The sequence below is a fragment of the Paraburkholderia sp. FW306-2-2C-D06C genome (genome assembly GCF_058781505.1).
Map to the genome: position 1 here is coordinate 38,595 of NZ_JBYSWU010000003.1, position 26,832 is coordinate 65,426.

24 protein-coding genes are annotated in these 26,832 nt (G+C 63.4%); 14 read left to right on the plus strand and 10 right to left on the minus strand.

Features of this window, described 5'->3' with window-relative positions; translation table 11 throughout:
* The first annotated feature begins 42 nt into the window (after window positions 1-42).
* The 5 genes from AC3WLT_RS03010 (at window position 43) to AC3WLT_RS03030 (ending at window position 5,283) form a co-directional block, all read left to right on the plus strand.
* A complete protein-coding gene (locus tag AC3WLT_RS03010; protein WP_492590450.1) occupies window positions 43-1,365 on the plus strand; it encodes an ABC transporter substrate-binding protein in 1,323 nt (440 codons plus the stop codon).
* Between the two features lie 165 nt (window positions 1,366-1,530).
* Window positions 1,531-2,466, plus strand: a complete 936-nt coding sequence (locus AC3WLT_RS03015) for a carbohydrate ABC transporter permease (RefSeq protein WP_492590451.1) — start codon at window positions 1,531-1,533, stop codon at window positions 2,464-2,466.
* Complete coding sequence (locus tag AC3WLT_RS03020; RefSeq protein ID WP_492590452.1) at window positions 2,463-3,347, plus strand: carbohydrate ABC transporter permease; 885 nt, start codon at window positions 2,463-2,465, stop codon at window positions 3,345-3,347. The genes AC3WLT_RS03015 and AC3WLT_RS03020 overlap by 4 nt, the downstream gene beginning before the upstream one ends.
* Window positions 3,344-4,033, plus strand: coding sequence for an HAD family hydrolase (locus tag AC3WLT_RS03025; protein WP_492590453.1), 690 nt, complete (start codon window positions 3,344-3,346; stop codon window positions 4,031-4,033). The genes AC3WLT_RS03020 and AC3WLT_RS03025 overlap by 4 nt, the downstream gene beginning before the upstream one ends.
* 140 nt (window positions 4,034-4,173) lie before the next feature.
* The gene (locus AC3WLT_RS03030) at window positions 4,174-5,283 is read left to right on the plus strand and encodes an ABC transporter ATP-binding protein (RefSeq protein ID WP_492590454.1); all 1,110 of its coding nucleotides are present in this window, start codon (window positions 4,174-4,176) and stop codon (window positions 5,281-5,283) included.
* A 117-nt stretch (window positions 5,284-5,400) separates the two neighbouring features.
* Here the strand turns inward: AC3WLT_RS03030 and AC3WLT_RS03035 are convergent, their stop codons facing one another.
* From AC3WLT_RS03035 to dalD, 3 genes are all read right to left on the minus strand, one after another.
* On the minus strand, window positions 5,401-6,351 hold the full coding sequence (locus tag AC3WLT_RS03035) for a sugar-binding transcriptional regulator (RefSeq protein WP_492590455.1): 951 nt from the start codon (window positions 6,349-6,351) through the stop codon (window positions 5,401-5,403).
* Window positions 6,352-6,436: 85 nt separating this feature from the next.
* Window positions 6,437-7,918, minus strand: a complete 1,482-nt coding sequence (gene xylB, locus AC3WLT_RS03040) for a xylulokinase (protein ID WP_492590456.1) — start codon at window positions 7,916-7,918, stop codon at window positions 6,437-6,439.
* A gap of 67 nt (window positions 7,919-7,985) precedes the next feature.
* A complete protein-coding gene (gene dalD, locus AC3WLT_RS03045; RefSeq protein WP_492590634.1) occupies window positions 7,986-9,422 on the minus strand; it encodes a D-arabinitol 4-dehydrogenase in 1,437 nt (478 codons plus the stop codon).
* 388 nt (window positions 9,423-9,810) lie between these two features.
* On the opposite strand from dalD, the gene AC3WLT_RS03050 reads away from it, so the two are divergent.
* From AC3WLT_RS03050 to AC3WLT_RS03080, 7 genes are all read left to right on the plus strand, one after another.
* Window positions 9,811-10,791: an AraC family transcriptional regulator gene (locus AC3WLT_RS03050; RefSeq protein WP_492590457.1), complete on the plus strand. Its 981-nt coding sequence runs from the start codon at window positions 9,811-9,813 to the stop codon at window positions 10,789-10,791.
* A 134-nt stretch (window positions 10,792-10,925) separates the two neighbouring features.
* Window positions 10,926-11,858 (plus strand): ABC transporter substrate-binding protein, encoded by a 933-nt coding sequence (locus AC3WLT_RS03055; RefSeq protein WP_492590458.1) that lies wholly within the window; start codon window positions 10,926-10,928, stop codon window positions 11,856-11,858.
* A 63-nt stretch (window positions 11,859-11,921) separates the two neighbouring features.
* On the plus strand, window positions 11,922-13,442 hold the full coding sequence (locus AC3WLT_RS03060) for a sugar ABC transporter ATP-binding protein (RefSeq protein WP_492590459.1): 1,521 nt from the start codon (window positions 11,922-11,924) through the stop codon (window positions 13,440-13,442).
* Window positions 13,429-14,508 (plus strand): ABC transporter permease, encoded by a 1,080-nt coding sequence (locus tag AC3WLT_RS03065; protein ID WP_492590460.1) that lies wholly within the window; start codon window positions 13,429-13,431, stop codon window positions 14,506-14,508. The genes AC3WLT_RS03060 and AC3WLT_RS03065 overlap by 14 nt, the downstream gene beginning before the upstream one ends.
* A gap of 37 nt (window positions 14,509-14,545) precedes the next feature.
* A complete protein-coding gene (locus AC3WLT_RS03070; protein ID WP_492590461.1) occupies window positions 14,546-15,646 on the plus strand; it encodes an alcohol dehydrogenase catalytic domain-containing protein in 1,101 nt (366 codons plus the stop codon).
* Between the two features lie 34 nt (window positions 15,647-15,680).
* Window positions 15,681-17,225: an FGGY-family carbohydrate kinase gene (locus AC3WLT_RS03075; protein WP_492590462.1), complete on the plus strand. Its 1,545-nt coding sequence runs from the start codon at window positions 15,681-15,683 to the stop codon at window positions 17,223-17,225.
* Window positions 17,222-17,959 carry an SDR family oxidoreductase gene (locus AC3WLT_RS03080; protein ID WP_492590463.1) on the plus strand — a complete coding sequence of 246 codons (738 nt, stop codon included), beginning with the start codon at window positions 17,222-17,224 and terminating at the stop codon, window positions 17,957-17,959. The genes AC3WLT_RS03075 and AC3WLT_RS03080 overlap by 4 nt, the downstream gene beginning before the upstream one ends.
* Window positions 17,960-18,093: 134 nt before the next feature.
* On the opposite strand, the gene kynA is transcribed toward AC3WLT_RS03080, so the two are convergent.
* From kynA to kynB, 3 genes are read right to left on the minus strand one after another with little or no spacing between them, the layout of a single operon-like run.
* On the minus strand, window positions 18,094-19,053 hold the full coding sequence (gene kynA, locus AC3WLT_RS03085; RefSeq protein ID WP_492590464.1) for a tryptophan 2,3-dioxygenase: 960 nt from the start codon (window positions 19,051-19,053) through the stop codon (window positions 18,094-18,096).
* A gap of 10 nt (window positions 19,054-19,063) precedes the next feature.
* Window positions 19,064-20,314: a kynureninase gene (gene kynU, locus AC3WLT_RS03090; RefSeq protein WP_492590465.1), complete on the minus strand. Its 1,251-nt coding sequence runs from the start codon at window positions 20,312-20,314 to the stop codon at window positions 19,064-19,066.
* A gap of 28 nt (window positions 20,315-20,342) precedes the next feature.
* Window positions 20,343-21,005, minus strand: coding sequence for an arylformamidase (gene kynB, locus AC3WLT_RS03095; RefSeq protein ID WP_492590466.1), 663 nt, complete (start codon window positions 21,003-21,005; stop codon window positions 20,343-20,345).
* A gap of 130 nt (window positions 21,006-21,135) precedes the next feature.
* On the opposite strand from kynB, the gene AC3WLT_RS03100 reads away from it, so the two are divergent.
* Window positions 21,136-21,645 carry an Lrp/AsnC family transcriptional regulator gene (locus AC3WLT_RS03100; protein WP_492590467.1) on the plus strand — a complete coding sequence of 170 codons (510 nt, stop codon included), beginning with the start codon at window positions 21,136-21,138 and terminating at the stop codon, window positions 21,643-21,645.
* 46 nt (window positions 21,646-21,691) lie between these two features.
* Here the strand turns inward: AC3WLT_RS03100 and AC3WLT_RS03105 are convergent, their stop codons facing one another.
* The gene (locus AC3WLT_RS03105) at window positions 21,692-22,201 is read right to left on the minus strand and encodes a flavin reductase family protein (protein ID WP_492590468.1); all 510 of its coding nucleotides are present in this window, start codon (window positions 22,199-22,201) and stop codon (window positions 21,692-21,694) included.
* Between the two features lie 280 nt (window positions 22,202-22,481).
* On the opposite strand from AC3WLT_RS03105, the gene msrA reads away from it, so the two are divergent.
* A complete protein-coding gene (gene msrA / locus AC3WLT_RS03110) occupies window positions 22,482-23,030 on the plus strand; it encodes a peptide-methionine (S)-S-oxide reductase MsrA (RefSeq protein ID WP_492590469.1) in 549 nt (182 codons plus the stop codon).
* Window positions 23,031-23,130: 100 nt separating this feature from the next.
* Here msrA and AC3WLT_RS03115 read toward each other — a convergent pair whose 3' ends face one another.
* The 3 genes from AC3WLT_RS03115 to pdxH form a co-directional block, all read right to left on the minus strand.
* Window positions 23,131-24,564 (minus strand): DUF72 domain-containing protein, encoded by a 1,434-nt coding sequence (locus AC3WLT_RS03115; RefSeq protein ID WP_492590470.1) that lies wholly within the window; start codon window positions 24,562-24,564, stop codon window positions 23,131-23,133.
* Between the two features lie 94 nt (window positions 24,565-24,658).
* Window positions 24,659-25,873 (minus strand): class I SAM-dependent methyltransferase, encoded by a 1,215-nt coding sequence (locus AC3WLT_RS03120; RefSeq protein ID WP_492590471.1) that lies wholly within the window; start codon window positions 25,871-25,873, stop codon window positions 24,659-24,661.
* A 149-nt stretch (window positions 25,874-26,022) separates the two neighbouring features.
* On the minus strand, window positions 26,023-26,664 hold the full coding sequence (gene pdxH / locus AC3WLT_RS03125) for a pyridoxamine 5'-phosphate oxidase (protein WP_492590472.1): 642 nt from the start codon (window positions 26,662-26,664) through the stop codon (window positions 26,023-26,025).
* Window positions 26,665-26,832 lie beyond the last annotated feature (168 nt).

Genomic DNA, 26,832 nt, shown 5'->3' on the forward strand with positions numbered 1-26,832 from the left:
ACAAACGCAGCACCACATAACGTACGTGAAAGGAGACAAGTCATGAAACCATCCCTCAAATCCGCGCTGAAGACGGTCGGCGCCGGCGCTGTCGCATGCGCCGCGCTGAACGCCTCGGCGGCCACGGTGACGATCGCCACGTTGAACAATCCGGACATGATCGAGCTGAAGAAGCTCTCGCCCGCTTTCGAGCAGGCGAATCCGGACATCAAGCTCAACTGGGTGATTCTCGAAGAAAACGTGCTGCGCCAGCGCGCCACCACGGACATCACGACCGGCAGCGGCCAGTTCGACGTGATGACGATCGGTGAGTACGAAACGCCGCAATGGGGCAAGCGCGGCTGGCTCACGCCGCTCACCGGACTGCCAGCCGATTACGATCTGAACGACGTCGTGAAGACGGCTCGCGACGGCCTCTCGAGCGGCGGCCAGCTGTATGCGCTGCCGTTCTACGTCGAAAGCTCGATGACGTACTACCGCAAGGACCTGTTCGCGGCTAAGGGCCTGAAGATGCCCGATCAGCCGACCTATGACCAGATCGCGCAATTCGCCGACAAGCTCACCGACAAAGCCAACGGCATGTACGGCATCTGCCTGCGCGGCAAGGCGGGCTGGGGCGAAAATATGGCGTACAGCACGACGGTGGTGAACACCTTCGGCGGGCGCTGGTTCGATGAGAAGTGGAACGCGCAGCTCACGTCGCCGGAATGGAAGAAGGCGATCACGTTCTACGTCGATCTGCTGAAAAGAGACGGTCCTCCGGGAGCGAGCTCGAACGGCTTCAACGAAAACCTCACGCTGATGTCGTCGGGCAAATGCGCGATATGGATCGACGCGACTGTGGCGGCCGGCATGCTCTATAACAAGCAGCAGTCGCAGATCGCGGACAAGGTCGGTTTCGCCGCGGCGCCGGTCGCGGTCACGCCGAAGGGTTCGCACTGGCTGTGGGCATGGGCGCTGGCGATTCCGAAGTCGTCGAAGCAGACGGAAGCGGCGAAGAAGTTCATCACGTGGGCGACTTCGAAGCAGTACATCGAACTGGTGGCGAAGGACGAGGGCTGGGCTTCGGTGCCTCCGGGCACGCGTCACTCGACGTACGCGCGTCCCGAGTACAAGCAGGCTGCACCGTTCGGCGACTTCGTGCTGAAGGCGATCGAAACGGCGGACCCGGACCATCCGACGGCGAAGCCGGTGCCGTACACCGGTGTGCAGTTCGTCGGCATTCCTGAGTTCCAGTCGTTCGGCACGGTGGTCGGACAGAGCATCTCCGGCGCGATTGCCGGACAGATGACGGTCGATCAGGCGCTGGCAGCCGGTCAGGCAACCGCCGACCGCGCGGTCAAGCAGGCTGGGTATCAGAAGTAAGCCGCTCTGCAGGCAACCCAGTCACGTGAAACGCGCCGGCTGACGCCCGTCAGCCGGCTCATGCAGCACAGCGGGCCGTCCCGCCGGATTCGCCTTGCGCGACAGCAAAACCGTGTCGCGGCAGGCAAGGCGCCGGCCCGCGCATTACCGAACAGGTGGTCAACCATGCGTCATCTGCGCCTTCCTCTCATGCATGTTCATCCTCAGACAGAAAAAGAACGCGAAGTCCGCAAGGCCAATTCCGCCCGCTGGCTAGTCTCGCCGTCGGTCGGCGTACTGGTGCTGTGGATGGCGATTCCGCTCGCGATGACGATCTGGTTTTCGTTCTCGCGCTACAACCTGTTGAACCCGGATCTCAAGGGCTTCGCCGGTTTCGACAACTACAAGTTTCTCGCCGGCGATCCGTCGTTCGGACCGTCGATCGGGCACACGCTCGAACTGATCCTCTCGGTGCTGGTGATCACCGTGGTGGGCGGCGTGCTGATGGCGATCCTGTTCGACCGCAAGTTCTACGGTCAGGGCGTGGCGCGCCTGCTCGCCATCGCGCCGTTCTTCGTGATGCCGACCGTGAGCGCGCTGATCTGGAAGAACATGATCCTGCATCCGGTGTACGGCCTGATCGCGAGCGGCATGCGCGCGCTGGGCATGCAGCCGATCGACTGGTTCGCCGACTATCCGCTGACCGCCGTGATCATGATCGTCGCGTGGCAGTGGCTGCCGTTCGCGTTCCTGATCCTGTTCACCGCGATCCAGTCGCTCGATCAGGAGCAGAAGGAAGCGGCGCGCATCGACGGCGCGGGTCCGTTCTCGATGTTCTTCTACATCACGCTGCCTCACCTGAGACGGGCGATCGCGGTGGTCGTGATGATGGAGACGATTTTCCTGCTGTCGATCTTCGCCGAAATCTATACGACCACGGGCGGCGGTCCGGGCACCGCGACCACCATTCTGTCGTACCTGATCTTTTCGCTGGGCCTGCAACAGTTCGACGTCGGTCTCGCGTCGGCAGGCGGCATTCTCGCCGTGGTGCTGGCCAATATCGTGTCGTTCTTCCTCGTGCGGATGCTCGCGAAGAACCTGAAAGGGGAGTACGAAAAATGAGCCAAGTTGCCGCTACGCCGGCGTCGGCCGCGACGCCCGCTGTGTCCGTTACCGTACCGGCCAAGTCGCCGTTCGAGGGAATTCGCCGCGGCATTCCCGGCGTGATCGCCTGGCTGGTCGCGCTGCTGCTGTTCTTCCCGATCTTCTGGATGACGATCACCGCGTTCAAGACCGAGCAGCAGGCGTATTCGTCGTCGCTGTTCTTCATCCCGACGTTCGACAGTTTTCGCGAGGTGTTCGCGCGCAGCAATTATTTTTCGTTCGCATGGAATTCGGTGATGATCTCCGCGGGCGTGACGGTGCTGTGCCTGCTTCTCGCCGTGCCGGCCGCGTACGCGATGGCGTTCTTTCCGACGCGCCGCACGCAGAAAGTGCTGCTGTGGATGCTGTCGACCAAGATGATGCCGTCGGTCGGCGTGCTGGTGCCGATCTATTTGCTGTGGAAAAACAGCGGGCTGCTCGATACCGTGTCCGGTCTGATCATCGTCTACACGCTGATCAATCTGCCGATCGCGGTGTGGATGTCGTTCACGTACTTCGCCGAAATTCCGCGCGACATTCTCGAAGCCGGGCGCATCGACGGCGCGGTGACGTGGCAGGAAATCGTCTATCTGCTGATGCCGATGTCGCTGCCGGGGCTCGCATCGACAGCGCTCCTGCTGGTGATCCTGTCGTGGAACGAAGCGTTCTGGAGCATCAACCTGTCGAGCTCGCACGCCGCGCCGTTGACCGTGTTCATCGCGTCGTATTCGAGTCCTGAGGGGCTGTTCTGGGCCAAGCTGTCGGCGGCTTCGCTGCTGGCGGTCGCGCCGATCCTGATCGTCGGCTGGTTGTCGCAGAAGCAACTGGTGCGTGGCCTCACCTTCGGGGCGGTCAAATGACGGCAGCCAACTTCGCGCTGATCTGCGATTGCGACGGCGTGCTGATCGACAGCGAAGCCGTGGCGGCGCACATGCTGGTGCTCGAACTGGAAGCGCGCTGGCCCGATACCGAGGTCGAGCCGGTGGTGCTGCCGCTGCTCGGCCTGCGTATCGAGAAGGTGCTGCAAGGCACGGCGGCGCATCTCGGCAAAAGCCTGTCCGCCGACGATATCGACGCGATCCGCCGCGCCGTGGAAGCGGCGGCGATGCAGGCGCTGGCGGTCGATGGCATCGAGGCCGCGCTGGCGCAGGTGCCACTCGTCAAAGCCTGCGCGAGCAACAGCTTCCGGCCGTATGTGGAGACCGTGCTTGCGCGCACCGGCCTCGTCAGGTTTTTCGGCGAGCGCCTCTTTTGCGCCGATGCGGTGCCGAATCCGAAGCCCGCGCCCGACGTTTATCTGGCTGCCGCGCGAGGCCTTGGCCTCGCGCCCGCGGCGTGCCTCGTGGTGGAAGACAGCGTGACCGGCGTAACGGCGGCGAGCGCGGCGGGCATGACGGTGCTCGGCTTCATCGGCGGCGGTCATGCGGGCGATGCGCAAATCGACGCGTTGCATGCCGCAGGCGCGCGTCACGTATTCGACGACATGCAGCAATTACCGGAGCTGGTCGCGCAATGGACGCTAAGCGCGACGGCGGCCACGCCCTGAGCGCAGCACGAGACGGCGCATGTAAACGAAGCAACACGAAGCAACACGAAGCAACGCCGAACCAAGCAACGCCGCTGAAACAACGGACAAGCAGTACGCAACAACACATAGCAACACACCGCATTACACGGAGACACATCATGGCAAGCCTGACTCTGCGCAATATCGCGAAGCGCTACGACGAAAATGAAGTGATGCGCGACATCAATCTCGACATCGCGGACGGCGAGTTCGTCGTGTTCGTGGGCCCGAGCGGTTGCGGTAAATCGACACTGATGCGGATGATCGCCGGCCTCGAAGACATCAGCGCCGGCGACCTGACCATCGACGGCACGCGCGTGAACGACGTGCCGCCCGCCAAGCGCGGCATCGCGATGGTGTTCCAGTCGTACGCGCTATATCCGCACATGACGCTGTACGACAACATGGCGTTCGGCCTGAAACTGGCGGGCACGAAGAAGCCCGAGATCGACGTGGCGGTGCGCAATGCGGCGAAGATCCTGCACATCGACCATCTGCTCGATCGCAAGCCGAAGCAGCTCTCGGGCGGTCAGCGCCAGCGCGTCGCGATCGGCCGCGCGATCACGCGCAAGCCGAAGGTGTTCTTGTTCGACGAACCGCTGTCGAATCTCGACGCCGCGCTGCGCGTGAAGATGCGCCTCGAATTCGCCCGTCTGCATGACGAATTGAAGACCACGATGATCTATGTGACGCACGATCAGGTCGAGGCGATGACGCTGGCCGACAAGATCGTCGTGCTGTCGGCGGGCAACGTCGAGCAGGTCGGCAGCCCGACGATGCTCTATCACGCGCCGGCCAACCGCTTCGTTGCGGGCTTCATCGGCTCGCCGAAAATGAACTTCATGGAAGGCGTGGTGCAGTCGGTGTCGCGCGACGGCGTCACGGTGCTCTACGAAACCGGCGAGACGCAGCGCGTCGCGGTGGAACCGTCCACCGTCAAGCAGGGCGACAAGGTGACGGTCGGGATTCGTCCGGAGCATCTGCATGTCGGCACGACCGAGGACGGCGTCTCGGCTCGCACGATGGCAGTCGAATCGCTCGGCGACGCGGCTTATCTGTACGCGGAATCGAGCGTCGCGCCGGATGGCCTGATCGCGCGGATTCCGCCGCTCGAGCGCCAGTCGAAAGGCGCGGTGCAGAAACTCGGCGCAACGCCGGAGCATTGCCATCTGTTCGACAGCGATGGGAAGGCATTCCATCGCAAGATCGTCGAGGTGCTGGCCGCGTGACGATTGGGCAAGCGGCGGGGCAAGCGGCGCGCGCGCCGCTTGGCTTTTTCAACCACGCTCAGGATGACGGAAGGTTGGCCAGCCCGGCTCGATAGGCCGCGCCGGCCAGCGTCGTGCTCAGGCTGCTTCGAGCGCCGCCCGGGCGCACAGTTCGTCGGTCACGAGCCCCGACAGCCAGCCGCCTTTGAGCACTGCGATCACCGCGTCGCGCTTGCGCGCACCGCCGGCAAAGCCGATGGTCGGGCGCTTGGGCGGCGTGTCGAGCGCGATGCTGGTGACGCGCCGGCCGGTCGGCGATTCGACGTGCGCGCCGGCTGCGTCGATCGGCAAGCCGAGCATTTCGGCGACCGCGCCGTTCTGCATCAACTCCTTCACTTCCGCCGACGTAATGAAGCCGTCTTCGTGCAGCGGACACTTCGGCCCGATATTGCCGATGCCGACAAACGCGACATCCGCCTGAGCCGAAAGCGATTCGACGATCCGGTACAGCCGGTGATTGCACCACTGCGCACGCTCCGCCTCACTATCGGCGAGCAACGGCGCCGGCAACAGGAAATGCTTGCCGCCGGTCTTCTCGGAAATGTGCAGCGCGACGTCGTAGCGGTTCGAGGAGCCGTCCGAGGCGATCGCCCCGACCATCGACACCAACCGGTGCTGCGGACGCTCCAGCTGCGCGATCTGATCGACCGCGGCCTTCAGCGTACGGCCGCTGCTGACCGCGACCACCATCGGTTTGTCTTCGCCGAGATAGCGTTCCATGACCTGGGCGCCGGCCACCGCGAGTTTGCGGTCGACTTCCTCGGAAGTGTCGTTGTCGATCGGCACCACTTCGCACATGCTCAGGCCGTAGCGCTTCGACAACTGATCGGCGAGCGCGAGGCAATCGGCCAGTTGATGATCGACCCGCACGCGGATCAGATTCTTCTCCACCGCGAAGGCGACCAGCCGTTGCGCGACCGGACGCGATACCTGCAGCTTCTCGGCGATTTCGTTCTGGGTATTGCCGGCGACGTAGTAAAGCCACGCGGCGCGCGTGGCGAGGTCGAGTTTTTCTGTGGACTTGGGCACGGTGATGTTTCGCTTGAAGTGCGCCGATGATAGCAGCCGAGGTTCGCCTCGCCCCGCGGCGCGAACCCGGCTGCGGTTTGCCGGGTCAGGCGAGCGGCTGGCGCGCCGGCTCGAACAACGGGCGCACGTGGCGGTAGAGCGCGCGATACGCTTCGAGGCGCGTGCGCAGCTCGGCGTGCCGCTGCGGATTCGGCGTGAACTCCTTTTCGATCGGCGGTTTGGTCAGCACCTTGGCGGGGTCGCCGCCGGCCGCCAGCCAGCCAAGGCGAGCCGCGCCCAGCGCCGCGCCGGTTTCGCCGCCGCCGTGCTTGCGGGTGGCGGTGTCGAGCGCGTCGGCGAGCAGTTGCGCCCAGTAGTCGCTGCGGGCGCCGCCGCCGAGCAGCGACAGCGCTTTCGCCTCGGTGCCGGCGGCGCGCAATGCGTCGAGGCCGTCGGTCAGCGCGAGCGTCACGCCTTCGAGCACCGCATAGCCGAGCAACGCGCGGTCGGTCGCGTGAGTCATGCCGAAGAACACGCCCTGCGCATACGGGTCGTTGTGCGGCGTGCGTTCGCCGGACAGATACGGCAGGAACAGCGGCGCGGTGTTCAACGCAGCAGGCGCGAGCGCCTCGATTTCGGCGAGCAGCGTGGGCTCGTCGGTGGAGGTGAGCTTGCAGACCCAGCGCAGACAACTCGCCGCCGACAGCACCACGCTCATCTGATGCCAGCGATCCGGAATCGCGTGGCAGAACGCGTGCACCGCGGACGCCGGATTCGGTCTGAAACTATCGCCGACCACGCACAGCACGCCCGACGTGCCGAGCGACACGAAGCCGTCGCCCGGTTGCGTCGCGCCGATGCCGATCGCGCTGGTCGCATTGTCGCCGCCGCCGGCCGCGACGATCACGCCGTCGCTCAGGCCAAATTCACGCGCCACCTCGGGCAGCAGCGTGCCGGACGGCGCGCTGCCTTCGCACAGGCCCGGCATCTGCGCGCGCGTCATGTCGCAGGCGGCGAGCAGCGCATCGGACCAGTCGCGTTTGGCGACGTCGAGCCACAGCGTGCCGGCCGCGTCCGATGGATCGGACACCTTGCGGCCGGTCAGTTGCAGGCGCAGGTAATCCTTCGGCAGCAATACGCAGGCGGTTTGCGCGAAGATATCCGGTTCATGGCGCGCGACCCACAGCAGCTTCGGCGCGGTGAAACCCGGCATCGCCAGATTGCCGGCGACGCGGTGCAGCTCCGGCGCGCGCTCGGTCAGCTCCGCGCATTCCCTGTCGCTGCGCATGTCGTTCCACAGGATCGCGGGCCGCAGCACGCGATCCTGCGCGTCGAGCAGCACGGCGCCGTGCATCTGCCCCGAGAGGCCGATACCGCGGATCTGCGCGAATTCGTCGGGATGCCGGGCGCGCAGCGCGGCCAACGCCGTACGCGTGCCGGCCCACCAGTCGGCGGGATTCTGTTCGGCCCAGCGCTGATGCGGGCGCGACACGGTAAACGGTGAGCCTGCAGTGCCGATCACGCGTCCATCGGAGGCGAGCAGCAGGACTTTCACTTCGGACGTGCCGAGGTCGATGCCAAGATACATGGGCGCGGAACCTTCGTCGTTAGGGATGCGCTACTTTAGCCGCACACGGTGCGCGGTGCCATGCGCGTTAAGCCTGGCACCCTGGTTGGGCGCCTGAAGCCTGGCGTTTGCTCAACCACACGTCGACGCGCGCCAAGGCGCCCGCCAACGCGCTTTCCAGTTCAGGCGTCTGCGCCATGCTGCCCCACAGCAGCCGGTCTGCGGCGAAGGCCTGCAGCGGATCGGGCGCCGCGAAAAAGCCGCGCGCGACGCGCTCGTCCATCACGCCATCCTGATACGCGTACGGCAGCTTGCCGGCCTGCCAGCGGTCGAGAAAGCGGAAGAACAACGCCGGCAGCATCGCGGTCGCCGCCGGCGTGACGCCGCGCTCGAAGCATTCGGCGAGCGTCGGCGCGATGAAGCCCGGCAGCTTCGAAAAGCCGTCGGCCGCGACGCGCTGGTTGGTGTCCTCGATATAAGGATTGCTGAAGCGTTCGAGCACCACGTCGCGATAGCGTTCGAGATCGAGCGGACTCGGCGTGAGACACGGCATCACGTCTTCGGTCACGTAATCGAAGGCGAACCGGCGAATGTCCAGGTCCAGCGTGCCTTCGTGGATGTAGTTCAGCCCGACCAGCGTGCCCGCCCACGCGATGCAGCTATGCGTCGCGTTGAGAATGCGGATCTTCGCTTCCTCGTAAGGCAGCACGGAGTCGACCAGTTCCGCGCCGACTTTTTCCCACGCCGGACGGCCGGCAATGAACCGGTCTTCGATCACCCATTGAATGAATGCCTCGCCCATCACCGGGCATGCGTCGTCCACACCGGTGGCCGCCTTCACGCGTTCGCGCACGTCCGGGGTGGGGCGCGGCGTGATGCGATCGACCATCGAGCTGGGGCTCAGCGTGTTGTCGTCGAACCATTGCGCCAGGTCGTTCGCGCCGCGCCGTTCGAGAAACTCGCTCATGCCCGCGTGAAAACGCTCGCCGTTGCGGCGCAGGTTGTCGCAGGTTTGCAGCGTGACCGGGCCGGCGCCGCGCTTCATGCGCGCGTCGAGAATGGCCGCGAGCGCGCCGTAGATCGTGGTGTGGCCGCCTTTCAGATCGGCGGCGAGATCGGCGTTGGCGGTGTCGAGTTCGTCGTGTTCGTTAAGGTAATAGCCGCCCTCGGTGACGGTGAACGCGATGATCTTGCAAGCCGGATCGGCGCCCGCTTCGATCAGCGCGTCGAGACTCGCGGACCACGGCACCACGCGCTCGATCGAACGAATCGTCTCGTATGCGCGTTCGCCCTGCGGCGTGACGGTCTCGAGCGTATAGACGCCTTTTTGCGCGGCGAGCGCATCGAGCACGGCATTCATGTCGCTGCGAATATTGCCGACCGTCAGCGACCAGTGCGGCTCGCCGGGCGGCCGCATTTCGTTCAGTCGATGGAGATACCACGCCTGATGCGCGCGATGGAACGATCCCGCGCCGATGTGCAGGATCACGTGTGCGGCCGCGCCGCTGCCTTGCCCGCTGTTCATATGCGTCTCCTGAATGTCTTTCATCGCACGGCTCGGAGCGTGCGTTTTTCTAGGCTGGAGCATTTGCTCTGTCTGTGAGCGAATGATCGTACCCGGCGAAACGAAAGTCAAGGCGGCGCGCACGGCTTTTCGTGGCGCAGCGCGGCGTGGCGGGGTTCCCGGCAGGGCTTGCGGCCTGGCGGCGCTTTGTGGGCAGCGTCTGAGCGAGGCTATTGCGTTGCATCAAATTTGACTTCGAGCTCGTCAGGACTAACCCGAATGCAAAAAAGTATCGGTTGGCGGTTTCATTTCTAGTGGTGGATCACGCGCTGGAAGTCTACTTTTCGCTATACAAGACGAAGATCAGCGGCGCCCTCAGCGAGCCGCTTCATGGAGGAAGGAGGACGCGATGCAACCCGATCTCGAACTCGTTGCCGTACGCCGCGACGAATCGTTCAAAGTGTGGTCGCACGGCTATCCGTATCGCACGGTGCGCTGGCATTTTCATCCCGAGTACGAAATCCATCTGATCGTGGCGACGACCGGCAAGATGTTCGTCGGCGACCATATCAGCAGCTTCGCACCCGGCAACCTGGTGCTGATGGGCCCGAACCTGCCGCATAACTGGGTCAGCGACGTGCCGGAAGGCGCAACCATCGCGCAGCGCAATCTGGTGGTGCAATTCGGTCAGGCGTTCGTGTCGAACTGTCTCGAGAGTTTTCCGGAGTGGCGTCAGGTCGAAGCGCTGCTCGCCGACTCGCGCCGCGGCGTATCGTTCGGCGCGCAAACGAGCGCGGCGATCCAGCCGTTGTTCCTCGAATTGCTGGCGGCGCGCGGGCTGCGCCGCCTCGTGCTGTTCATGTCGATGCTCGAAATACTGATGAACGCGGAAGACCGCGAGACGCTCGCAAGCCCCGCGTACCAGGCCGATCCGGCCCGCTTTGCGTCGACGCGCATCAATCACGTGCTGTCGTATATCGGCAAGAACCTCTCGGGCGAGTTGCGCGAGTCGGATCTGGCGCAACTCGCCGGGCAAAGCGTCAGTGCGTTTTCGCGCTACTTTCGCCGTCACACCGGGCTGCCGTTCGTGCAGTACGTGAACCGGATGCGCATCAACCTCGCTTGCCAGTTGCTGACCGACGACGCGTTGAGCGTCACCGATATCTGCTTCAAGGCGGGCTTTAACAACCTGTCGAATTTCAACCGGCAGTTCCTCGCGGTGAAGGGCATGGCGCCTTCGAAGTTTCGCCGCTATCAGCAACTGAACGACGCGAGCCGCGACGCCTCCGAAGAAGCGGCGGCACGCGGCGCGGGCATCGACAACGCGCCCGCGATCGTGCTGGCGCCTGGGTTGCCGCGCACCGTCGCCGCCGCTTATCCACCAACCTAGCCCTACGCAGCCCCGCTTAAGCGTTAAGCCTACGCGTTAAGCCGAAGCGTTTCACTTCACCCGCGTTTCAACACGCATCGCGCTGTCCAGGACAGCGCGAGGGACGTGCTCACTTTTAAATAACGGAGACAACCATGACGCAATTCACCTCGAAGCAGGCATCGTTGAAGACCTTCGCGACGCTCGCGCTCGGCCTGTCGTTCATCGCCGCGCCGGCTGCGCAAGCCACGCCGCTGAAAATCGGCATGACGTTCCAGGAGCTCAATAACCCGTACTTCGTGACGATGCAAAAGGCGTTGAACGAAGCGGCGGGGACGATGGGCGCCACGGTGGTTGTCACCGACGCGCATCACGACGTCAGCAAACAGGTCAGCGACGTCGAAGACATGTTGCAAAAGAAGATCGACATTCTGCTCGTGAATCCGACCGACTCGACCGGCATTCAGTCGGCGGTGAGCTCAGCGAAGAAGGCGGGCGTGGTGGTGGTCGCCGTCGACGCGAACGCGAACGGTCCGGTCGATTCGTTTGTCGGCTCGAAGAATTTCGACGCGGGGCAGATGGCTTGCGAGTACCTCGCGAAGTCGCTTGGCGGCAGCGGCGAAGTGGCGATTCTCGACGGCATTCCGGTCGTGCCGATTCTCGAACGCGTGCGCGGCTGCAAGGCGGCGCTCGCGAAAGCGCCGGGCGTGAAGCTCGTCGATACGCAGAACGGCAAGCAGGAACGTGCGACGGCGCTGTCGGTCACCGAGAACATGATTCAGGCGCATCCGAATCTGAAGGGCGTGTTCAGCGTGAACGACGGCGGCTCGATGGGTGCGCTCTCGGCAATCGAATCGTCGGGCAAGGATATCAAGCTCACCAGTGTCGACGGCGCGCCGGAAGCGATTGCCGCGATCCAGAAACCGAATTCGAAGTTCATCGAAACCTCCGCGCAGTTCCCGGCTGACCAGGTGCGCATTGCGCTCGGCGTCGCGTTGGCGAAGAAGTGGGGCGCCAATGTGCCGAAAGCGATTCCGGTCGACGTGAAGATGGTCGACAAGAGCAACGCCAAGGGCTTCAGCTGGTAAGCCGAATGCGGGTTGCCGTGCTCTTTCGTCAAAGCGCGGCAGCTCGCGGTAGAGGAGGACCCGATGGACACGATACTCAAGCTCGACAACATCACCAAAAGCTTTCCCGGCGTGAAGGCGCTGCAAGGCATTCATCTCGAGATCGCGCGCGGCGAGATTCACGCATTGCTCGGCGAAAACGGCGCGGGCAAGTCGACGCTGATGAAAATCCTGTGCGGCATCTATCAGCCGGATGAAGGCACGATCACGATCGAAGGCGAAGCCCGCCACTTCACGAACTATCACGATGCGGTCGCCGCGGGCGTCGGCATCGTGTTTCAGGAGTTCAGCCTGATTCCGTATCTGAACGCGGTGGAGAACATGTTTCTCGGCCGCGAGTTGAAGAACGGCCTGGGTCTGCTCGAACGCGGCAAGATGCGGCGCGCAGCGGCGGAGATTTTCGAGCGGCTCGGCGTGGCGATCGATCTGGCGGTGCCGATTCGCGAGTTGTCGGTCGCGCAGCAGCAGTTCGTTGAAATCGGCAAGGCGTTGTCGCTGCAAGCGCGCATTCTGATTCTCGACGAACCGACCGCAACGCTCACCCCCGCGGAAGCGGAGCATCTGTTCGCGATCATGCGCGACCTGAAGAAGCAGGGCGTCGCGATGATTTTCATCTCGCATCACCTCGAAGAAATTTTCGAAGTGTGCGACCGCATTACGGTGTTGCGCGACGGCCAATACGTCGGCATGACCGAGGTCGCGCAATCCGATGTGAGCCGCCTGGTCGAGATGATGGTGGGGCGCCGCCTCGAAAGCAGCTTTCCGCCGAAGCCGCCGTTGCGCGCCGACGCGAACATCGTGCTCGAAGTCGGCAAGCTGCAATTGCGTAAAGACAGCCCGGTGCTGAGCTTTACGCTGCGTGAAGGCGAGATTCTCGGCTTCGCCGGACTGGTCGGTTCGGGCCGCACGGAGACCGCGCTGGCCGTGATCGGCGCGGACCCGGCTTACGTGAAGGAGATCCGCATCAACGGCACGGCCGCGAAGCTGGCCGATCCCGCCGACGCGTTGCGAGCCGGCGTCGGCATCCTGCCCGAAAGCCGCAAGACCGAAGGCCTGATCACCGGTTTCTCGATCAGGCAGAACATCTCGATCAACAACCTCGGCAAATATCGTTCGCTGCGTTTCTTCATCGACCAGCGCAGCGAAGCACGCGCGACCGCGGACATCATGAAGCGCGTCGGCGTGAAGGCACCGACGATGCATACCGAGGTCGCAACGCTGTCAGGCGGCAATCAGCAGAAGGTGGTGATCGCGCGCTGGCTGAATCACCACACCCACATCCTGATCTTCGACGAACCGACGCGCGGCATCGACGTCGGCGCCAAAGCCGAAATCTATCTGCTGATGCGCGAACTCACCGCGCGCGGCTACTCGATCATCATGATCTCGTCCGAACTGCCGGAGATCGTCGGCATGTGCGACCGCGTCGCCGTGTTCCGGCAAGGCCGCATCGAAGCGCTGCTCGAAGGCGGCGAGATCGACTCGAACGCCGTGATGACCTATGCAACAGCCGGCACCCGTGGAGCGACACATGAACACGCCTAATCCTTTTTCTTCGCCGAAAACGCCGACCGTCAGCGGCGACGCTCCGAAGGAAGTCCTCTTGGGGGGCGCCCCGAAGGAAGTCCCCCGCCCCGAAGGTGGGGGATCGGGGGACACGCCGGGGGCGCCGATGCGCGTCATGTGGGCCGCGTTGAAACGCTCGACGCTGTTCTACCCGTTCATCGGTTTGCTGGTGGTCTGTCTCGTCATGGTGTTCGCGAGCGACAGCTTTTTGTCCGGCGCGAATCTGGAGAACGTGCTGCGCCAGGTGTCGATCAACGCGATCATCGCTGTCGGCATGACGTGCGTGATTCTGACCGGCGGGATCGATCTGTCGGTCGGATCGGTGATGGCTCTCGCGGGCACGCTCGCGGCCGGCTTGATGGTCGCCGGGATGAATGCCGCGGCTGCGCTGGCGGCAGGTGTCGCGGTGGGGTTGGGCTTCGGCGCGGCGAACGGTTTCTTCGTCGCCTACGCCGGCATGCCGCCGATCATCGTCACGCTCGCGACGATGGGGATCGCGCGCGGTCTCGCGCTGATCTACACGGGCGGCTATCCGATCGACGGGTTGCCGGATTGGGTCAGCTTCTTCGGCAGCGGCAAGATGTTCGGCATCCAGGCGCCGGTGGTGATCATGGTGGTGATCTATGCGATTGCGTGGGTGTTGCTCGAACGCATGCCGTTCGGCCGTTACGTGTACGCGATCGGCGGCAATGAGCAGGCCACGCGTCTGTCCGGTGTGCGGGTGGCGCGCGTGAAGCTGATTGTCTACACGCTCGCCGGATTGACGTCCGCCTTCGCCGCGATCGTGCTGACCGCGCGCCTGATGAGCGGCCAGCCGAACGCGGGCGTCGGCTTCGAACTCGACGCCATCGCCGCGGTGGTGATGGGCGGCACGTCGATCTCCGGCGGGCGCGGCTCGATCATCGGCACGTTGATCGGCGCGCTGTTGCTCGGCGTGCTGAACAACGGGCTGAACATGGTCGGCGTGAATCCTTATGTGCAGAACGTGATCAAGGGCGGAATCATCTTGCTCGCGATCTACATCAGCCGCGACCGCAGAAAGTAACTCTCCACTGACTTCCCTTCTTAAGCAGGACCATGCAATGACGAACCACTACGACTCGCAAACCGACAAGCAGAACATGACAGCCATCGTCTGTCACGCGCCGAAAGACTATCGCGTCGAGCAGGTAATCCGGCCCCGTGCGCGAACCCATGAACTCGTGATCCGCATCGCCGCGTGTGGAATTTGCGCAAGCGATTGCAAATGCCATTCGGGCGCGAAGATGTTCTGGGGCGGCCCAAGTCCGTGGGTCAAAGCGCCGGTGATTCCGGGCCACGAGTTCTTCGGTTTCGTTGAGGAAATCGGCGAGGGCGCGGCCGAACACTTCGGCGTAAAAACCGGCGACCGCGTGATCGCCGAACAGATCGTGCCATGCGGCAAGTGCCGCTATTGCAAATCCGGTCAGTACTGGATGTGCGAGGTGCACAACATCTTCGGCTTCCAGCGCGAAGTGGCGGACGGCGGCATGGCCGAATACATGCGCATTCCGCCCACTGCGATCGTCCACAAGATCCCCGACGGCATTTCGCTCGAAGACGCCGCGATCATCGAGCCGCTGGCGTGCGCCATTCACACGGTGAATCGCGGCGACCTGCAACTCGACGACGTAGTGGTGATCGCGGGCGCCGGACCGCTCGGTCTGATGATGACGCAAGTCGCGCATCTGAAGACGCCGAAGAAACTGGTGGTGATCGACCTGGTTGAAGAGCGTCTTGCGCTCGCGCGCGAATACGGCGCCGACGTGACGATCGATCCGAAGCGGGACGACGCGCTGGCCATCGTCCGATCGCTGACTGACGGCTACGGTTGCGACGTCTACATTGAAACGACCGGTGCGCCGATCGGCGTCAACCAGGGCATGGACATGATTCGCAAGCTCGGGCGTTTCGTCGAGTTTTCCGTGTTCGGCGCGGAGACCACACTGGATTGGTCGGTGATCGGCGATCGCAAGGAACTCGACGTGCGCGGCGCGCATCTCGGTCCATACTGCTATCCGATCGCCATCGATCTGCTGGCGCGCGGGCTCGTCACGTCGAAAGGGGTTGTCACGCACGGCTTTTCGCTGGAAGAATGGGACGAGGCGATCAAGGTCGCCAACTCGCTCGACTCGATCAAGGTATTGATGAAGCCGCGTGCCTGAACGCTCGGAATAAGCGGCACTTAACGGAGACTTTATGGACTACGTCATCGGCGTCGATATCGGCACGCAGAGCACCAAGGCGCTGCTGGTCGATCAGCACGGCGCGATTGTCGCGCAGCATGCGTCGAGCTATCAGCCGGATACGCCCAAGCCGCTATGGGCCGAGCAGTGGCCGGCGGTGTGGTTGAAGGCGGTGGTGGAGTGCGTCGCCGCGTGCGTGCGAAAGGCGCAGGAGGCGGGCGTCGCGGCGAAGTCGATCAAGGCGGTATGCGTGAGCAGTCTGTACGGCGGTTCGGGCATTCCGGTCGATAGCGACATGCGGCCGCTTTATCCGTGTCTGATCTGGATGGACCGGCGTGCGACCGACCAGGTCGAATGGGTGCGCAACAACGTCGATCTCGAACGGCTCCATACGATTACCGGCAACGGCGTGGACAGCTATTACGGCTACACGAAGATGCTGTGGCTGCGCGATCAGGAGCCGGACGTGTGGGCGCATACGCGTTACTTCCTGCCGCCCAATGCGTACGTGATCTACAGGCTGACCGGCGAAGTGGCCGTCGACCATAGTTCGGCGGGCAACATCGGCGGCATCTACGACATCGCGAAGCGTGACTGGTCCGACGAAGCGCTCGACATGCTCGGCATTCCTGCGACGATGATGCCGGAGCGGCTGGTGGAAGCGTCGGACGTGGTGGGCGGATTGCTGTCGCAGTGGACCGAACAGCTGGGACTCGAAGCGGGGACGGCGATCGTCGCGGGCGGCGTCGATGCGGCGGTGGCGACGTTCGCCGCGGGCGTGACGCGCGCGGGGCAGCACGTCGCGATGATCGGCACCAGTATGTGCTGGGGCTATATCAATCAGAGCGTCGATGCGCGGCATGGTTTGATCAGCATGCCGCATGTGTTCAACGGCCAGCGCGACATCTACATTTTCGGCGGCGCGATTACGGCCGGTGCGTCGGTGACGTGGTATCGCGAGCAGTTCTGTCATGCGGAGACTGAAGCCGCGCGCGCGACGCCGCACGGCGATCCGCATCGTTTGCTCGAAGAAGCGGCTTGCAGGATTCCGGCGGGTGCCGACGGCGTGATGTTTTTGCCGTATCTGATGGGCGAGCGCAGTCCTGTATGGGATGCCAGGGCAAGCGGCGCGTTTGTCGGCTTGAGTTTGTTTCACACGCGAGCGCATCTGTATCGGGCGGTGCTCGAGGGTGTGTCGTTTGCGTTGAAGCACAACATCGAAGCGGGGCGCAAAGGCGCGCAGTCGCTGGACGACAAATTGATCGTGGTCGGCGGCGCTGCGCATTCGGATCTGTGGATGCAAATCATTGCCGACATCACCGGCTATCCGGTCTACACGATCGCACAGGAAGTGGAGGCGGCCATGGGGGCGGCGTTGCTGGCTGCGGTGGGCGTCGGGTTGATTTCGCGCGAGGAGGCGCAAGGCGGGTGGGTGACGTTGATCGAGCGCGCTGAGCCTGACGCCGCGCAAATGGTTTTGTATGAACGGCGATTCGGCGTTTATACGGATTTGTATCCGGCGTTGAAGCCGGTGATGCATCGGTTGCAGACATCATGAACACTACTTTCGATTTTTCCGGCCGCTCGATTCTTGTTACGGGCGCATCGAGCGGGATTGGACGAGCGACCGTCGAGGTCTTGTGCGCCAGTGGCGCGAGTGTGATTGCGGCGGCGCGGAACGTGAACGAGCTCGCGCGATTGGCTGAGGAGACGGGCTGCGAGCCGCTGGTGCTCGACGTGAGCGATGAAGCCGCTATTGACGAAGCGCTGGGATCGCTCAATGCGTTTGATGGGCTGGTGAATTGTGCGGGGATTGCTTTGCTCGAGCGCGCGGTGGATACCACCGGGGCTAGTTTTGATCGTGTGATGGCGGTGAATGCGCGTGGCGCGGTGCTGGTTGCGCGGCACGTCGCGCGCGGGATGATCGCGGGCAGGCGCGCCGGCAGCATTGTGAATGTTTCCAGTCAAGCCGCGCTTGTGGCGCTGGATGATCATTTGAGTTATTCGGCTTCCAAGGCGGCGCTTGACGCTGTTACTCGCTCCTTGTGTGTCGAGTTAGGGCCCTTCGGCATTCGGATCAATAGCGTCAACCCGACTGTGACGTTGACGCCTATGGCGGTGCAGGCATGGAGCGATCCTGCCAGGAGAGAGCCCGCTTTGATGGCTGTTCCTTTGCGGCGCTTTGCCGAGCCTTTTGAAGTGGCAATGCCGGTCGCGTTTTTGCTCAGTGAGGCGGCTTCCATGATTAGCGGGGTTTGTTTGCCAATCGATGGCGGGTATACCGCCAGGTGAGATTTTTTGCCTTTGGCGGTGGCATTCGCTGGTTTGCCTGCGGCGGTGGGTTTTTCTAGCTGTATGCCTACGGCGTTGGCCGCCGCAGGCGTACAACCAAGGCGCCGCGTAGGAAAAAACCAAAAAGCAAAAACCTACAACATCGTCCTCACATGCCAAAGCTCAGGAAACAACACGACATCCAGCATCTTGCGCAGATACGGCGCCCCACTCGTCCCGCCAGTGCCCTGTTTAAACCCAATAATCCTCTCAACGGTAGTCACATGCCGGAACCGCCATTGGCGAAAAGCATCTTCGAGATCGACGAGTTCCTCAGCCATCTCATACAGCTCCCAATGCTGGGAAGGATTCCGATAAACCTCGAGCCAGGCGGCCTCGACGGAAGCGTCATGAGTAGTAGGCTGAGTCCAATCCCTCTCCAACCTGGAAGGTGAAATGGCAAACCCGCGACGAGCCAACAACCGGACGACTTCGTCATAGAAGGAAGGCGCCTCCAGCGATGCCTTCACCTCGGCAAAAACCTCAGCCCGATGCGCATGCGGCTTGAGCATCTGGTCATTCTTATTCCCCAGCAAAAACTCGATCTGCCGATACTGATAAGACTGAAACCCGGAGGAACTACCGAGGTAAGGCCGCATCGCCGTGTACTCGGACGGCGTCATCGTCGCGAGAACGCTCCATGCCTGCACGAGCTGCTCCATGATCCGCGAGACCCGCGCCAGCATCTTGAACGCCGGCGGCAACTCGTCACGATGCACCGCCTTCAGCGCCGCGCGCAATTCATACAACGCGAGCTTCATCCACAGTTCGCTCGTCTGATGCTGAATGATGAACAACATCTCGTTGTGATCCGGCGACAACGGATGCTGCGCATTCAGCACCGTCCCCAGCGACAGATAATCGCCGTAACTCATCGACTCCGAAAAATCGAGCTGCGCGTCGTGCCAGCCTTCGCCGGAAGCAGCACCAGCACCAGCACCAGCACCAGCACCAGCACCAGCACCAGCACCCGCCGCACCGCTGCCATGCCCAAACGGGCAACCCTGCGCCGGTTTCTCTTCCGGCAGACCAGGTGTTTGCATATGATCGGTCATCGAGTGCTCCTCAGGTCACAGCGCCGCGCGCGGCAAATTCAGGTGCCCGCCAGGTCTCTTGCGTCAGCACGTCGCGCAGCGTTTCCACCGCATCCCACACATCGACAAAGCGCGTATACAGCGGCGTAAATCCGAAGCGCAACACGTGCGGCTCGCGATAGTCGCCGATCACGCCACGCGCGATCAACGCCTGCATCACCTCGTAACCATGCGGATGCTCGAAGCTCGCATGCGAGCCGCGTTGCGCATGCTCGCGCGGCGTCACGAGCGTGAGCGGAAATTCGCCGCAACGCGCTTCGACCAGTTCGATGAACCGATCGGTCAGCGCCAGCGACTTCTTGCGGACCGCCTGCATGTCGGTTTGCAGGAACACGTCGAGTCCGCATTCGACCAGCGCCATCGATACCATCGGCTGCGTGCCGCACAGGAAGCGGCCGATGCCGTCGTCGGGCTGATACGCCGGGTCCATCCGGAACGGCGCGCGATGTCCCCACCAGCCGGACAGCGGCTGCGCAAACTCGTTCTGATGACGCTGCGGCACCCACACGAAGGCCGGCGAACCCGGGCCGCCGTTCAGATACTTATACGTGCAGCCCACCGCGTAGTCGGCGCCGACGCCGTTCAGATCGACCGGCACCGCGCCCGCCGAATGCGCGAGGTCCCACAGCGCGAGTGCGCCCTTGTCATGAATCAGTTTCGTCAGCGCGGCCATGTCGTGCATGTAGCCGGTGCGGTAGTTCACGTGCGTGATCATCGCGATGGCCGTGTCGTCGCCGATCGCGGCGGGCAACTCGGATGGGTCGTCGACGAGGCGCAATTCGTAGCCGCGGTCGAGCTGCTCGATCAGCCCTTGCGCGATGTACAGGTCGGTCGGGAAATTCGAACGCTCGGAGACGATCACGCGGCGCTTCGGATCGCGCGCGTTGGCCACGCGCACGGCCGCCGAGAGCAGCTTGAAGAGGTTGATCGAAATCGTATCGGTGACCACCACTTCGTTGTCGGCCGCGCCGATCAGCGGCGCGAGCTTGTTGCCGAGGCGCCGCGGCAGTGCGAACCAGCCGGCGGTATTCCAGCTCCGGATGAGGCCTTCGCCCCATTCGGCGCCGATCACGGTCTGCGCGCGCTGAGCGGCGGCGGCCGGCGGCACGCCGAGCGAGTTGCCGTCCAGGTAGATGGTCGCCGGCGACAGCGCGAACTGGTCGCGCAGGGCGGCAAGCGGGTCGGCGCGGTCGAGCGCCAGTGCTTCGTCACGGTGGTTCATGGTGGTCCAGTCAGAGAGATCGGCGTGATCAGAGAGAGTCGGGCAACGCTGTGGACAGCGACTCGGGCAAGGCGCGCAACACGGCGCGCACAGGGCTCGCATCGAGCGTGGTCAGCTTGAGCGGCAGCGCGATCAGTTCATAGTCGCCGGGCGCAACGGCGTCCAGCACGATGCCTTCGAGGATCGCCATCCGATGCGCGCGAATCCGCTGGTGCGCGTCCATCGTCTTCGATTCCTGCGGATCGAGCGACGGCGTGTCGATGCCGATCAGCTTCACGCCGCGGGCAGCCAGCAAGTCGATGGTTTCCGGCGCGACCGCGCAGAACGCGCTGTCCCAGGCGGTGGTCGGTGCGTTGTTGTAAGTGCGCAGTAAGACGCGCGGCGGCAGAGCATCGAGCGAGCCGGCCAGGTGTTGTGGCGTCACAACAGGCGAAGCGCCGATGCAATGAATCACGCGGCAGCGGCCAAGGTAAGCATCGAGCGGCACCTGGCCGATCGCGGCGCCTTCGGCGTCGTAGTGCAGCGGCGCGTCGGTGTGGGCGCCGGTGTGCGGCGACAGCGTCAGCCGCGCGACGTTGACGGGCGAGCCCGCCTCCATGCGCCACACGCGTTCGATGCCGACCGGCGTGTCGCCCGGCCAGACCGGCGTCGCGGTATCGACGGCGGGGGTGATGTCCCAGAGTGTGTCCATGTCTCCAGTGGCTAGAGGTGTCTATTGGGGAATGATAGGCGGCTTGTTGCGAAATGTGATTGCGAAAAAATCTCCTTCCTCGCCTTGTCTTGGAACATAATTTGAGACAAATGGGAAAGGGAGACCGAATATGAACGCGATCTCGCTCGACGCCACCGATTGCCGTATCTTGACGGTGCTTCAGCAAGAAGGACGGATCAGCAATCTCGACCTGGCGGAGCGCATCTCGCTCTCGCCGTCGGCGTGTCTACGGCGCCTGCGTCTGCTGGAAGAGCAGGGCGTCATCGAGCATTACCGCGCGTGTCTGAACCGCGAGGTGCTGGGTTTCGAACTGGAGGCGTTCGTGCAGGTGTCGATGCGCAACGACCAGCAGAACTGGCACGAGCGCTTTGCGGAAGCGCTGCGGGATTGGCCGGAAGTGGTCGGCGCGTTTGTCGTGACCGGCGAGACCCATTACCTGCTGCGGGTGCTCGCGCACAATCTCAAACACTATTCGGATTTCGTGCTGCAACGCCTGTATACGGCGCCGGGCGTGATGGATATTCGCTCGAATATCGTGCTGCAGACACTGAAGGAAGATTCGGGCGTGCCCGTGTCGCTTGTGACGAAAACCAGCGGCCATAGCGCGCCGCACAACTGAGTCAGGCTGCCGCCGGCTTTGCTTGCACTACGCGGCGGCGTGGCGTTCAAATCGATTTGAGTCCGTGGAACTGGCCGTTCTGGAAGATCAGCGGCGCGATTTCCGCGGCGTTCTCGTGCACGCCGCAGCGTTCCACCTCGCCGACGAAAATCACGTGGTCGCCTTCTTCGTAGCGGCTGCGGTTATGACATTCGAACCACGCGAGCGCACCGTCGAGCACCGGCATGCCGGTGTCGCCTTCGGCATGCGACACGCCTTCGAAGCGGTCACCCTTCACGGTGGCGAAGCGCTTGCACAGATCGAGCTGCGAAGCGGCCAGCACGTTGACGACATAATGACTGTTCGCCCGGAACACCGGCATCGACGCCGAGCGCGTCGCGAGGCTCCACAACACGAGCGGCGGATTGAGCGAGACCGAATTGAACGAGCTGGCGGTGATGCCGATCAGCTGGCCGGACGCCGCGCGCGTGGTGATCACGGTGACGCCTGTGGCGAATTGGCTGAGCGCCTGTTTGAAGGCGGCCTGGTCGAAGTTAGGCGGGCTGGCGCGCTTCATTGGACGGCAGCCTTCGGCGCAAGCCGGGAGAACTCCCGGGTGAACTCATCGTGCGCGTGGCCGGAAACAAATGATTCGAAAGTCATAGTGAAAATCGTCGATTTGTCCCAATTTTAACTGCAATCGCGGCGGACTGGCCGCGACCCCTGCCGTTGAGTGGAAAAACCGCTAAGCTGGAAATTCTCGATCGCGGTACGAGTGTGGCGGGCAAGCAGATATCGAGCGAGCGGCGGGCGACCAACCGGCATCGGCGGACTATGAGAATCAAGGAGCGAGCAGCATGAGTCAGACAGGCGAAGTCGCCACCCTCGGTGGCGGGTGTTTCTGGTGTCTCGAAGCGGTGTATCTGGGCGTCGAGGGCGTGAATTCGGTGGAATCGGGCTATGCGGGTGGCCAGACGCGGCATCCGACCTACGAGCAGGTCTGCGACGGCGAGACCGGTCACGCGGAAGTCGTGAACGTCGATTTCGATCCGGCGAAAATCAGTTATCGCGAGATTCTCGACATTTTCTTCGCGATCCACGATCCGACCCAGTTGAACCGGCAGGGCAACGACGTCGGCACACAATACCGTTCAGTGATTTTCACGAACTCCGACGCGCAGCGCGAAACGGCGCTGGAGGCGATTCGCGAGATCGGCGCCGAAGGGATCTACGACGGCCAGATCGTCACTCAGGTGCTGCCGCTCGACGACAACTACTGGCCGGCCGAGGCCTATCACCAGGACTACTTCGCGCAGCATCCGAATCAGGGGTACTGCTCGTTCGTGGTGGCGCCGAAGGTCGCGAAGTTTCGTCAGAAGTTCGCGCATCGGATCAGGGCGAGCTGAGCGGCGTGCCCTGGCCGTTAAAGGCAAGGGATGGCCTGGGCGGTGGCTCGGTTAGCCGCTTGTTGGCCTGGCCGTCAGGCGCTTGCCGGCGCAGTGCTGTTCAGCCTTGCTTGCTGAGCTGGCCTTCGCGTTCGCGGTCGTCTTCGCCTTCGCCTTCGCAGGACTCATTCTCGTCCGGCTGCGGCTGCGGCTGCGGCTGCGGCTGCGGCTCATGCTCATGAGCGAGGCGCGCGTACGCTTCGACGATCGCGCGCGCCAGCTCCACGCAGCTTAACGGCGCCGAACCTTCCGCCTTGTTGTTGACCGCGATCACCACCGGCTGGCCGGCCAGCGCGTAGCGCGCGGCCAGTTCGGCGAGCGCGGCGCGGGTGGACGGGTCCTGGTCGACGAGCCGGTTGAACGGCTCGTACCTGGCCTTCGCCTGCTCGTATTTGGAGCCGCCGTGCAGACTCCAGCGCACGATCAGCGGCCCGGCCGGCTCGCCGTCGAGCAGCGCGAGCGCAGCCGCCTGGCGCAGCGGGTCCGGCATGCGCGCATGAATCCCCACGCAATACCGCACGCCCGCCGCTTTCAGCGTGCGGATGAAGCGCGGCGTCAGCAAACTCGCGTCGCGGATTTCGACCGCGTAGCAGGTGCCTGCCGACAGCGTCGGCAACGCCGTCAGGAACTCGGCCAGGCGTTCGATGAACACGGCCGGCTGCGCGACCATCTGATCCGGCAACGGCGAGAGCTGGAATACCAGCGCGCCGGCCTTCGCGCCGAGGCCTGCGAGGCAAGGCGTCACGAACTCGTCGATCGCCATGTGCGCATTCAGAAAGCATGGGTTCAGCGAAACCGGCTCGCCGCGTTCGGCACGAACGGTGGCGTCGGTGATCGTCATCGGCGCTTTGACGATGAAGCGGAAGTGGTCCGGCACCTGCTGCGCGTAGCGCAAGTACTCGGTGACCGTGAGCGCCTGGTAAAACGACCGGTCGATGCTGACGGTCTTCAGAAGCGGATGCGCGCCGTAGGCGCTGAGACCGTCGCGCGAGAGCTTGCTGTTGCTGTATTCGTCGCCGTAGACGATGCCGTTCCAGCCCGGAAACGACCATGTCGAGGTGCCGAGATGGACCTGCGGCGGCAGTTCGGCAGCAAGGGCGAGAAGCTCTGCCGAAGGCGGGGCGGCCACGACGTCGCGGGCGCGGCGTTTCCTGTGGGCGTCGGCAAGGGCCGGCGAGGCGGCGGAGTCGGGCTCAGCGGCGATGTCCGGCGCGTCCTCTTCCTGCCAAAGCGTGACGGCGCCGCTTGCTTTTGCACGCGGCTGACGCCGCCGCTCAGGCTGCGCTGTATCGGAAGGCGTTGCGCTTGCTGACGTTGCGGCCGCGGTCGCGGCATCGGCGGACGGGCGCTGGAGCGTGCCCCCGGCAGCAGGCGCCGCCGATGCCGGCGTGTGCTCCACTGGCATCCCAAACAGATCGAACTGCACGGCTTCGGCATTCTCGCCGTGCTCGACATTCAAGGATTGTTCAACTTCGCTCGTCCCGCTCTGATCCATCGATGCTCGACCTGCTGTTTAAAGTTTGCGCCGTGGCTCCTGCTCATGTATCCGGATGCACCTGGATTCGACACGTCGCCGCGGGGCAACCGTATCACAGCGGTTTGTCGTACATGTCACGGCGCGACCACGGCAAGGTTTTCGCGCTGCGGCCGGCTTTGCGGCACACCACCTGGTAGATCGAGACGTCGTCGTTTTCGAACGCGTACGCGCAGCCTGCGAGATACACGCGCCAGATGCGGAATTTTTCGTCGTCGACCAGCTTGCGGGCTTCTTCCGCGTGCGTCTCGAAGTTTTCCGCCCAGATGTCCAGCGTGTGCGCATAGTGACGGCGCAAACTTTCGACGTCAACCGCCTCGAGCCCGCCACGCTGCATCGATTCGAGCGCGAGGCTGATGTGCGGCAGTTCGCCGTCCGGGAACACGTAGCGGTCGATGAACTCGCCGCCGCCGAGCGCGGTCTCGCCGCTCTCCGCATCGCTCGACGTGATGCCGTGATTCATCGCGATGCCGTCGTCCACCAGCAGATCGCGGATCTTTTCGAAGTAAGCCGGCAGATTCTTACGGCCCACGTGTTCGAACATGCCGACACTCGTGATGCGATCGAACTGCCCTTCGACGTCGCGGTAATCCTGCAGACGAATCTCAATCTGGTCTTCGAGACCCGCGGCTTTCACGCGCGCGGTGGCGAGATCGAACTGGTTCTGCGACAGCGTCACGCCCACGCACTTCGCACCGAACTTCTGCGCCGCGCGCAACACGAGCGCGCCCCAGCCGCAGCCGATATCGAGCAGGCGCTGCCCGGGCTGCAACTGGATTTTGGTGAGGATGTGGTCGATCTTCTTGATCTGCGCGGTGGCGAGATCTTCGTCGCCGTTCTCGAAGTACGCGCACGAGTACACCATGTTCTCGTCGAGCCACAGCTTGTAGAACTCGTTCGAGACGTCGTAGTGATACTGGATCGCCTTCTTGTCCGACGACTTCGAGTGATTGAAGTAGCGCCGCACGCGCGCCAGCTTGCTGGCGCTGGTGACCGTGTTGCGTGCGAGCTGATAGCTGATGTTGATGATGTCCGACAGCTTGCCTTCGATGTCGATCTTGCCCTTCACGTACGCCTCGCCGAGATTGTCGAGGCTCGGTTCGAGCAGGTAGGGCAGCGCCGTGGCGCTCTTCACGTGCAGCGTGACCTGGGGCGCGGCAAACTGCCCGAAGTCATGTTGCTGGCCGTCCCACAACACAAGGCGCGCCGGCAGATTCGCCCTGGTTTTTACGTCTTCCACCCACTGCGCCAGCTTCTTCTCCCAGAACATGTGATTTCTCCGTGTCCATTGAATTAAAGCAAAGCCTGTGTGGACCGCCGCTCACCGCGGCGTGACTCCTATGCCGCGAAGTGGCGCGCTCCGCGCCTCTCGCGCACGCGGCCTGGTTGGCGGCGTGCACGGAGACGTCATGTTCCGATTCAAGGCGATAGGCGTGCGATGTGCCAGTCGCTGCTTTCGCTTGAACGCGTGTAGAGCAGGCGGTCGTGCAAACGCGACGGCCGGCCTTGCCAGAATTCGATTGCTTCGGGTACCAGACGATAGCCGCCCCAATGCGGCGGGCGCGGCGGTTGGTCGCCGTATTGCAGGCTGATTTCACGTTCGCGTGTTTCGAGTTGCGAACGGCTTTCAATTATCTGACTTTGATTCGATGCCCACGCACCGATACGGGAACCGAGCGGGCGCGACGCGAAATACGCGTCGCTTTCTTCTGCGCTGGTCTTGACGACGCGGCCCTCGATCCGCACCTGGCGTTCGAGCTCGATCCAGTAGAACAGCAGGCTCGCATACGGATTGGCGGCGAGTTCGCGGCCCTTGCGGCTTTGGTAGTTGGTGAAGAACACAAAGCCGCGCTCGTCGACGCCCTTGATCAGGAGGATGCGCGCCGACGGCCGGCCGCGCGAGTCGACCGTGGCCAGTGTCATCGTATTCGGCTCGGGCAGTTTGGCTTCGACCGCTTGTGCGAACCACGCTTCGAATTGACGGAACGGGTTGCGGTCGACATCGGCAATGTCCAACGAACCAAGCGAATAATTTTTACGAAGTTCGGCGAGTGTGGTCATTTTCTTATGCGAACGCTACAGTCCGGCCAGTATAGCTAAGGAGCGAAATTTTTGCGCGCGGGCCGGTCAAGGTTTGGCGCCGCCAGTTAGCGCGCGCAATGCGTTTGAGCGCGATCAGGCAAAATACGGCTGCGAACGCCTAAGTGGCGTCACTGAGTGTTGTTACTC

What these genes read in the sequence shown, in the direction of transcription:
- AC3WLT_RS03010 (WP_492590450.1), top strand. Translation starts at nt 43, where the DNA reads ATGAAACCATCCCTCAAATCCGCGCTGAAGACGGTCGGCGCCGGCGCT.
- AC3WLT_RS03015 (WP_492590451.1), top strand. Translation starts at nt 1,531, where the DNA reads ATGCGTCATCTGCGCCTTCCTCTCATGCATGTTCATCCTCAGACAGAA.
- AC3WLT_RS03020 (WP_492590452.1), top strand. Translation starts at nt 2,463, where the DNA reads ATGAGCCAAGTTGCCGCTACGCCGGCGTCGGCCGCGACGCCCGCTGTG.
- AC3WLT_RS03025 (WP_492590453.1), top strand. Translation starts at nt 3,344, where the DNA reads ATGACGGCAGCCAACTTCGCGCTGATCTGCGATTGCGACGGCGTGCTG.
- AC3WLT_RS03030 (WP_492590454.1), top strand. Translation starts at nt 4,174, where the DNA reads ATGGCAAGCCTGACTCTGCGCAATATCGCGAAGCGCTACGACGAAAAT.
- xylB (WP_492590456.1), bottom strand. Translation starts at nt 7,918, where the DNA reads ATGTATCTTGGCATCGACCTCGGCACGTCCGAAGTGAAAGTCCTGCTG.
- dalD (WP_492590634.1), bottom strand. Translation starts at nt 9,422, where the DNA reads ATGAACAGCGGGCAAGGCAGCGGCGCGGCCGCACACGTGATCCTGCAC.
- AC3WLT_RS03050 (WP_492590457.1), top strand. Translation starts at nt 9,811, where the DNA reads ATGCAACCCGATCTCGAACTCGTTGCCGTACGCCGCGACGAATCGTTC.
- AC3WLT_RS03055 (WP_492590458.1), top strand. Translation starts at nt 10,926, where the DNA reads ATGACGCAATTCACCTCGAAGCAGGCATCGTTGAAGACCTTCGCGACG.
- AC3WLT_RS03060 (WP_492590459.1), top strand. Translation starts at nt 11,922, where the DNA reads ATGGACACGATACTCAAGCTCGACAACATCACCAAAAGCTTTCCCGGC.
- AC3WLT_RS03065 (WP_492590460.1), top strand. Translation starts at nt 13,429, where the DNA reads ATGAACACGCCTAATCCTTTTTCTTCGCCGAAAACGCCGACCGTCAGC.
- AC3WLT_RS03070 (WP_492590461.1), top strand. Translation starts at nt 14,546, where the DNA reads ATGACGAACCACTACGACTCGCAAACCGACAAGCAGAACATGACAGCC.
- AC3WLT_RS03075 (WP_492590462.1), top strand. Translation starts at nt 15,681, where the DNA reads ATGGACTACGTCATCGGCGTCGATATCGGCACGCAGAGCACCAAGGCG.
- AC3WLT_RS03080 (WP_492590463.1), top strand. Translation starts at nt 17,222, where the DNA reads ATGAACACTACTTTCGATTTTTCCGGCCGCTCGATTCTTGTTACGGGC.
- kynA (WP_492590464.1), bottom strand. Translation starts at nt 19,053, where the DNA reads ATGACCGATCATATGCAAACACCTGGTCTGCCGGAAGAGAAACCGGCG.
- kynU (WP_492590465.1), bottom strand. Translation starts at nt 20,314, where the DNA reads ATGAACCACCGTGACGAAGCACTGGCGCTCGACCGCGCCGACCCGCTT.
- kynB (WP_492590466.1), bottom strand. Translation starts at nt 21,005, where the DNA reads ATGGACACACTCTGGGACATCACCCCCGCCGTCGATACCGCGACGCCG.
- AC3WLT_RS03100 (WP_492590467.1), top strand. Translation starts at nt 21,136, where the DNA reads ATGAACGCGATCTCGCTCGACGCCACCGATTGCCGTATCTTGACGGTG.
- AC3WLT_RS03105 (WP_492590468.1), bottom strand. Translation starts at nt 22,201, where the DNA reads ATGAAGCGCGCCAGCCCGCCTAACTTCGACCAGGCCGCCTTCAAACAG.
- msrA (WP_492590469.1), top strand. Translation starts at nt 22,482, where the DNA reads ATGAGTCAGACAGGCGAAGTCGCCACCCTCGGTGGCGGGTGTTTCTGG.
- AC3WLT_RS03115 (WP_492590470.1), bottom strand. Translation starts at nt 24,564, where the DNA reads ATGGATCAGAGCGGGACGAGCGAAGTTGAACAATCCTTGAATGTCGAG.
- AC3WLT_RS03120 (WP_492590471.1), bottom strand. Translation starts at nt 25,873, where the DNA reads ATGTTCTGGGAGAAGAAGCTGGCGCAGTGGGTGGAAGACGTAAAAACC.
- pdxH (WP_492590472.1), bottom strand. Translation starts at nt 26,664, where the DNA reads ATGACCACACTCGCCGAACTTCGTAAAAATTATTCGCTTGGTTCGTTG.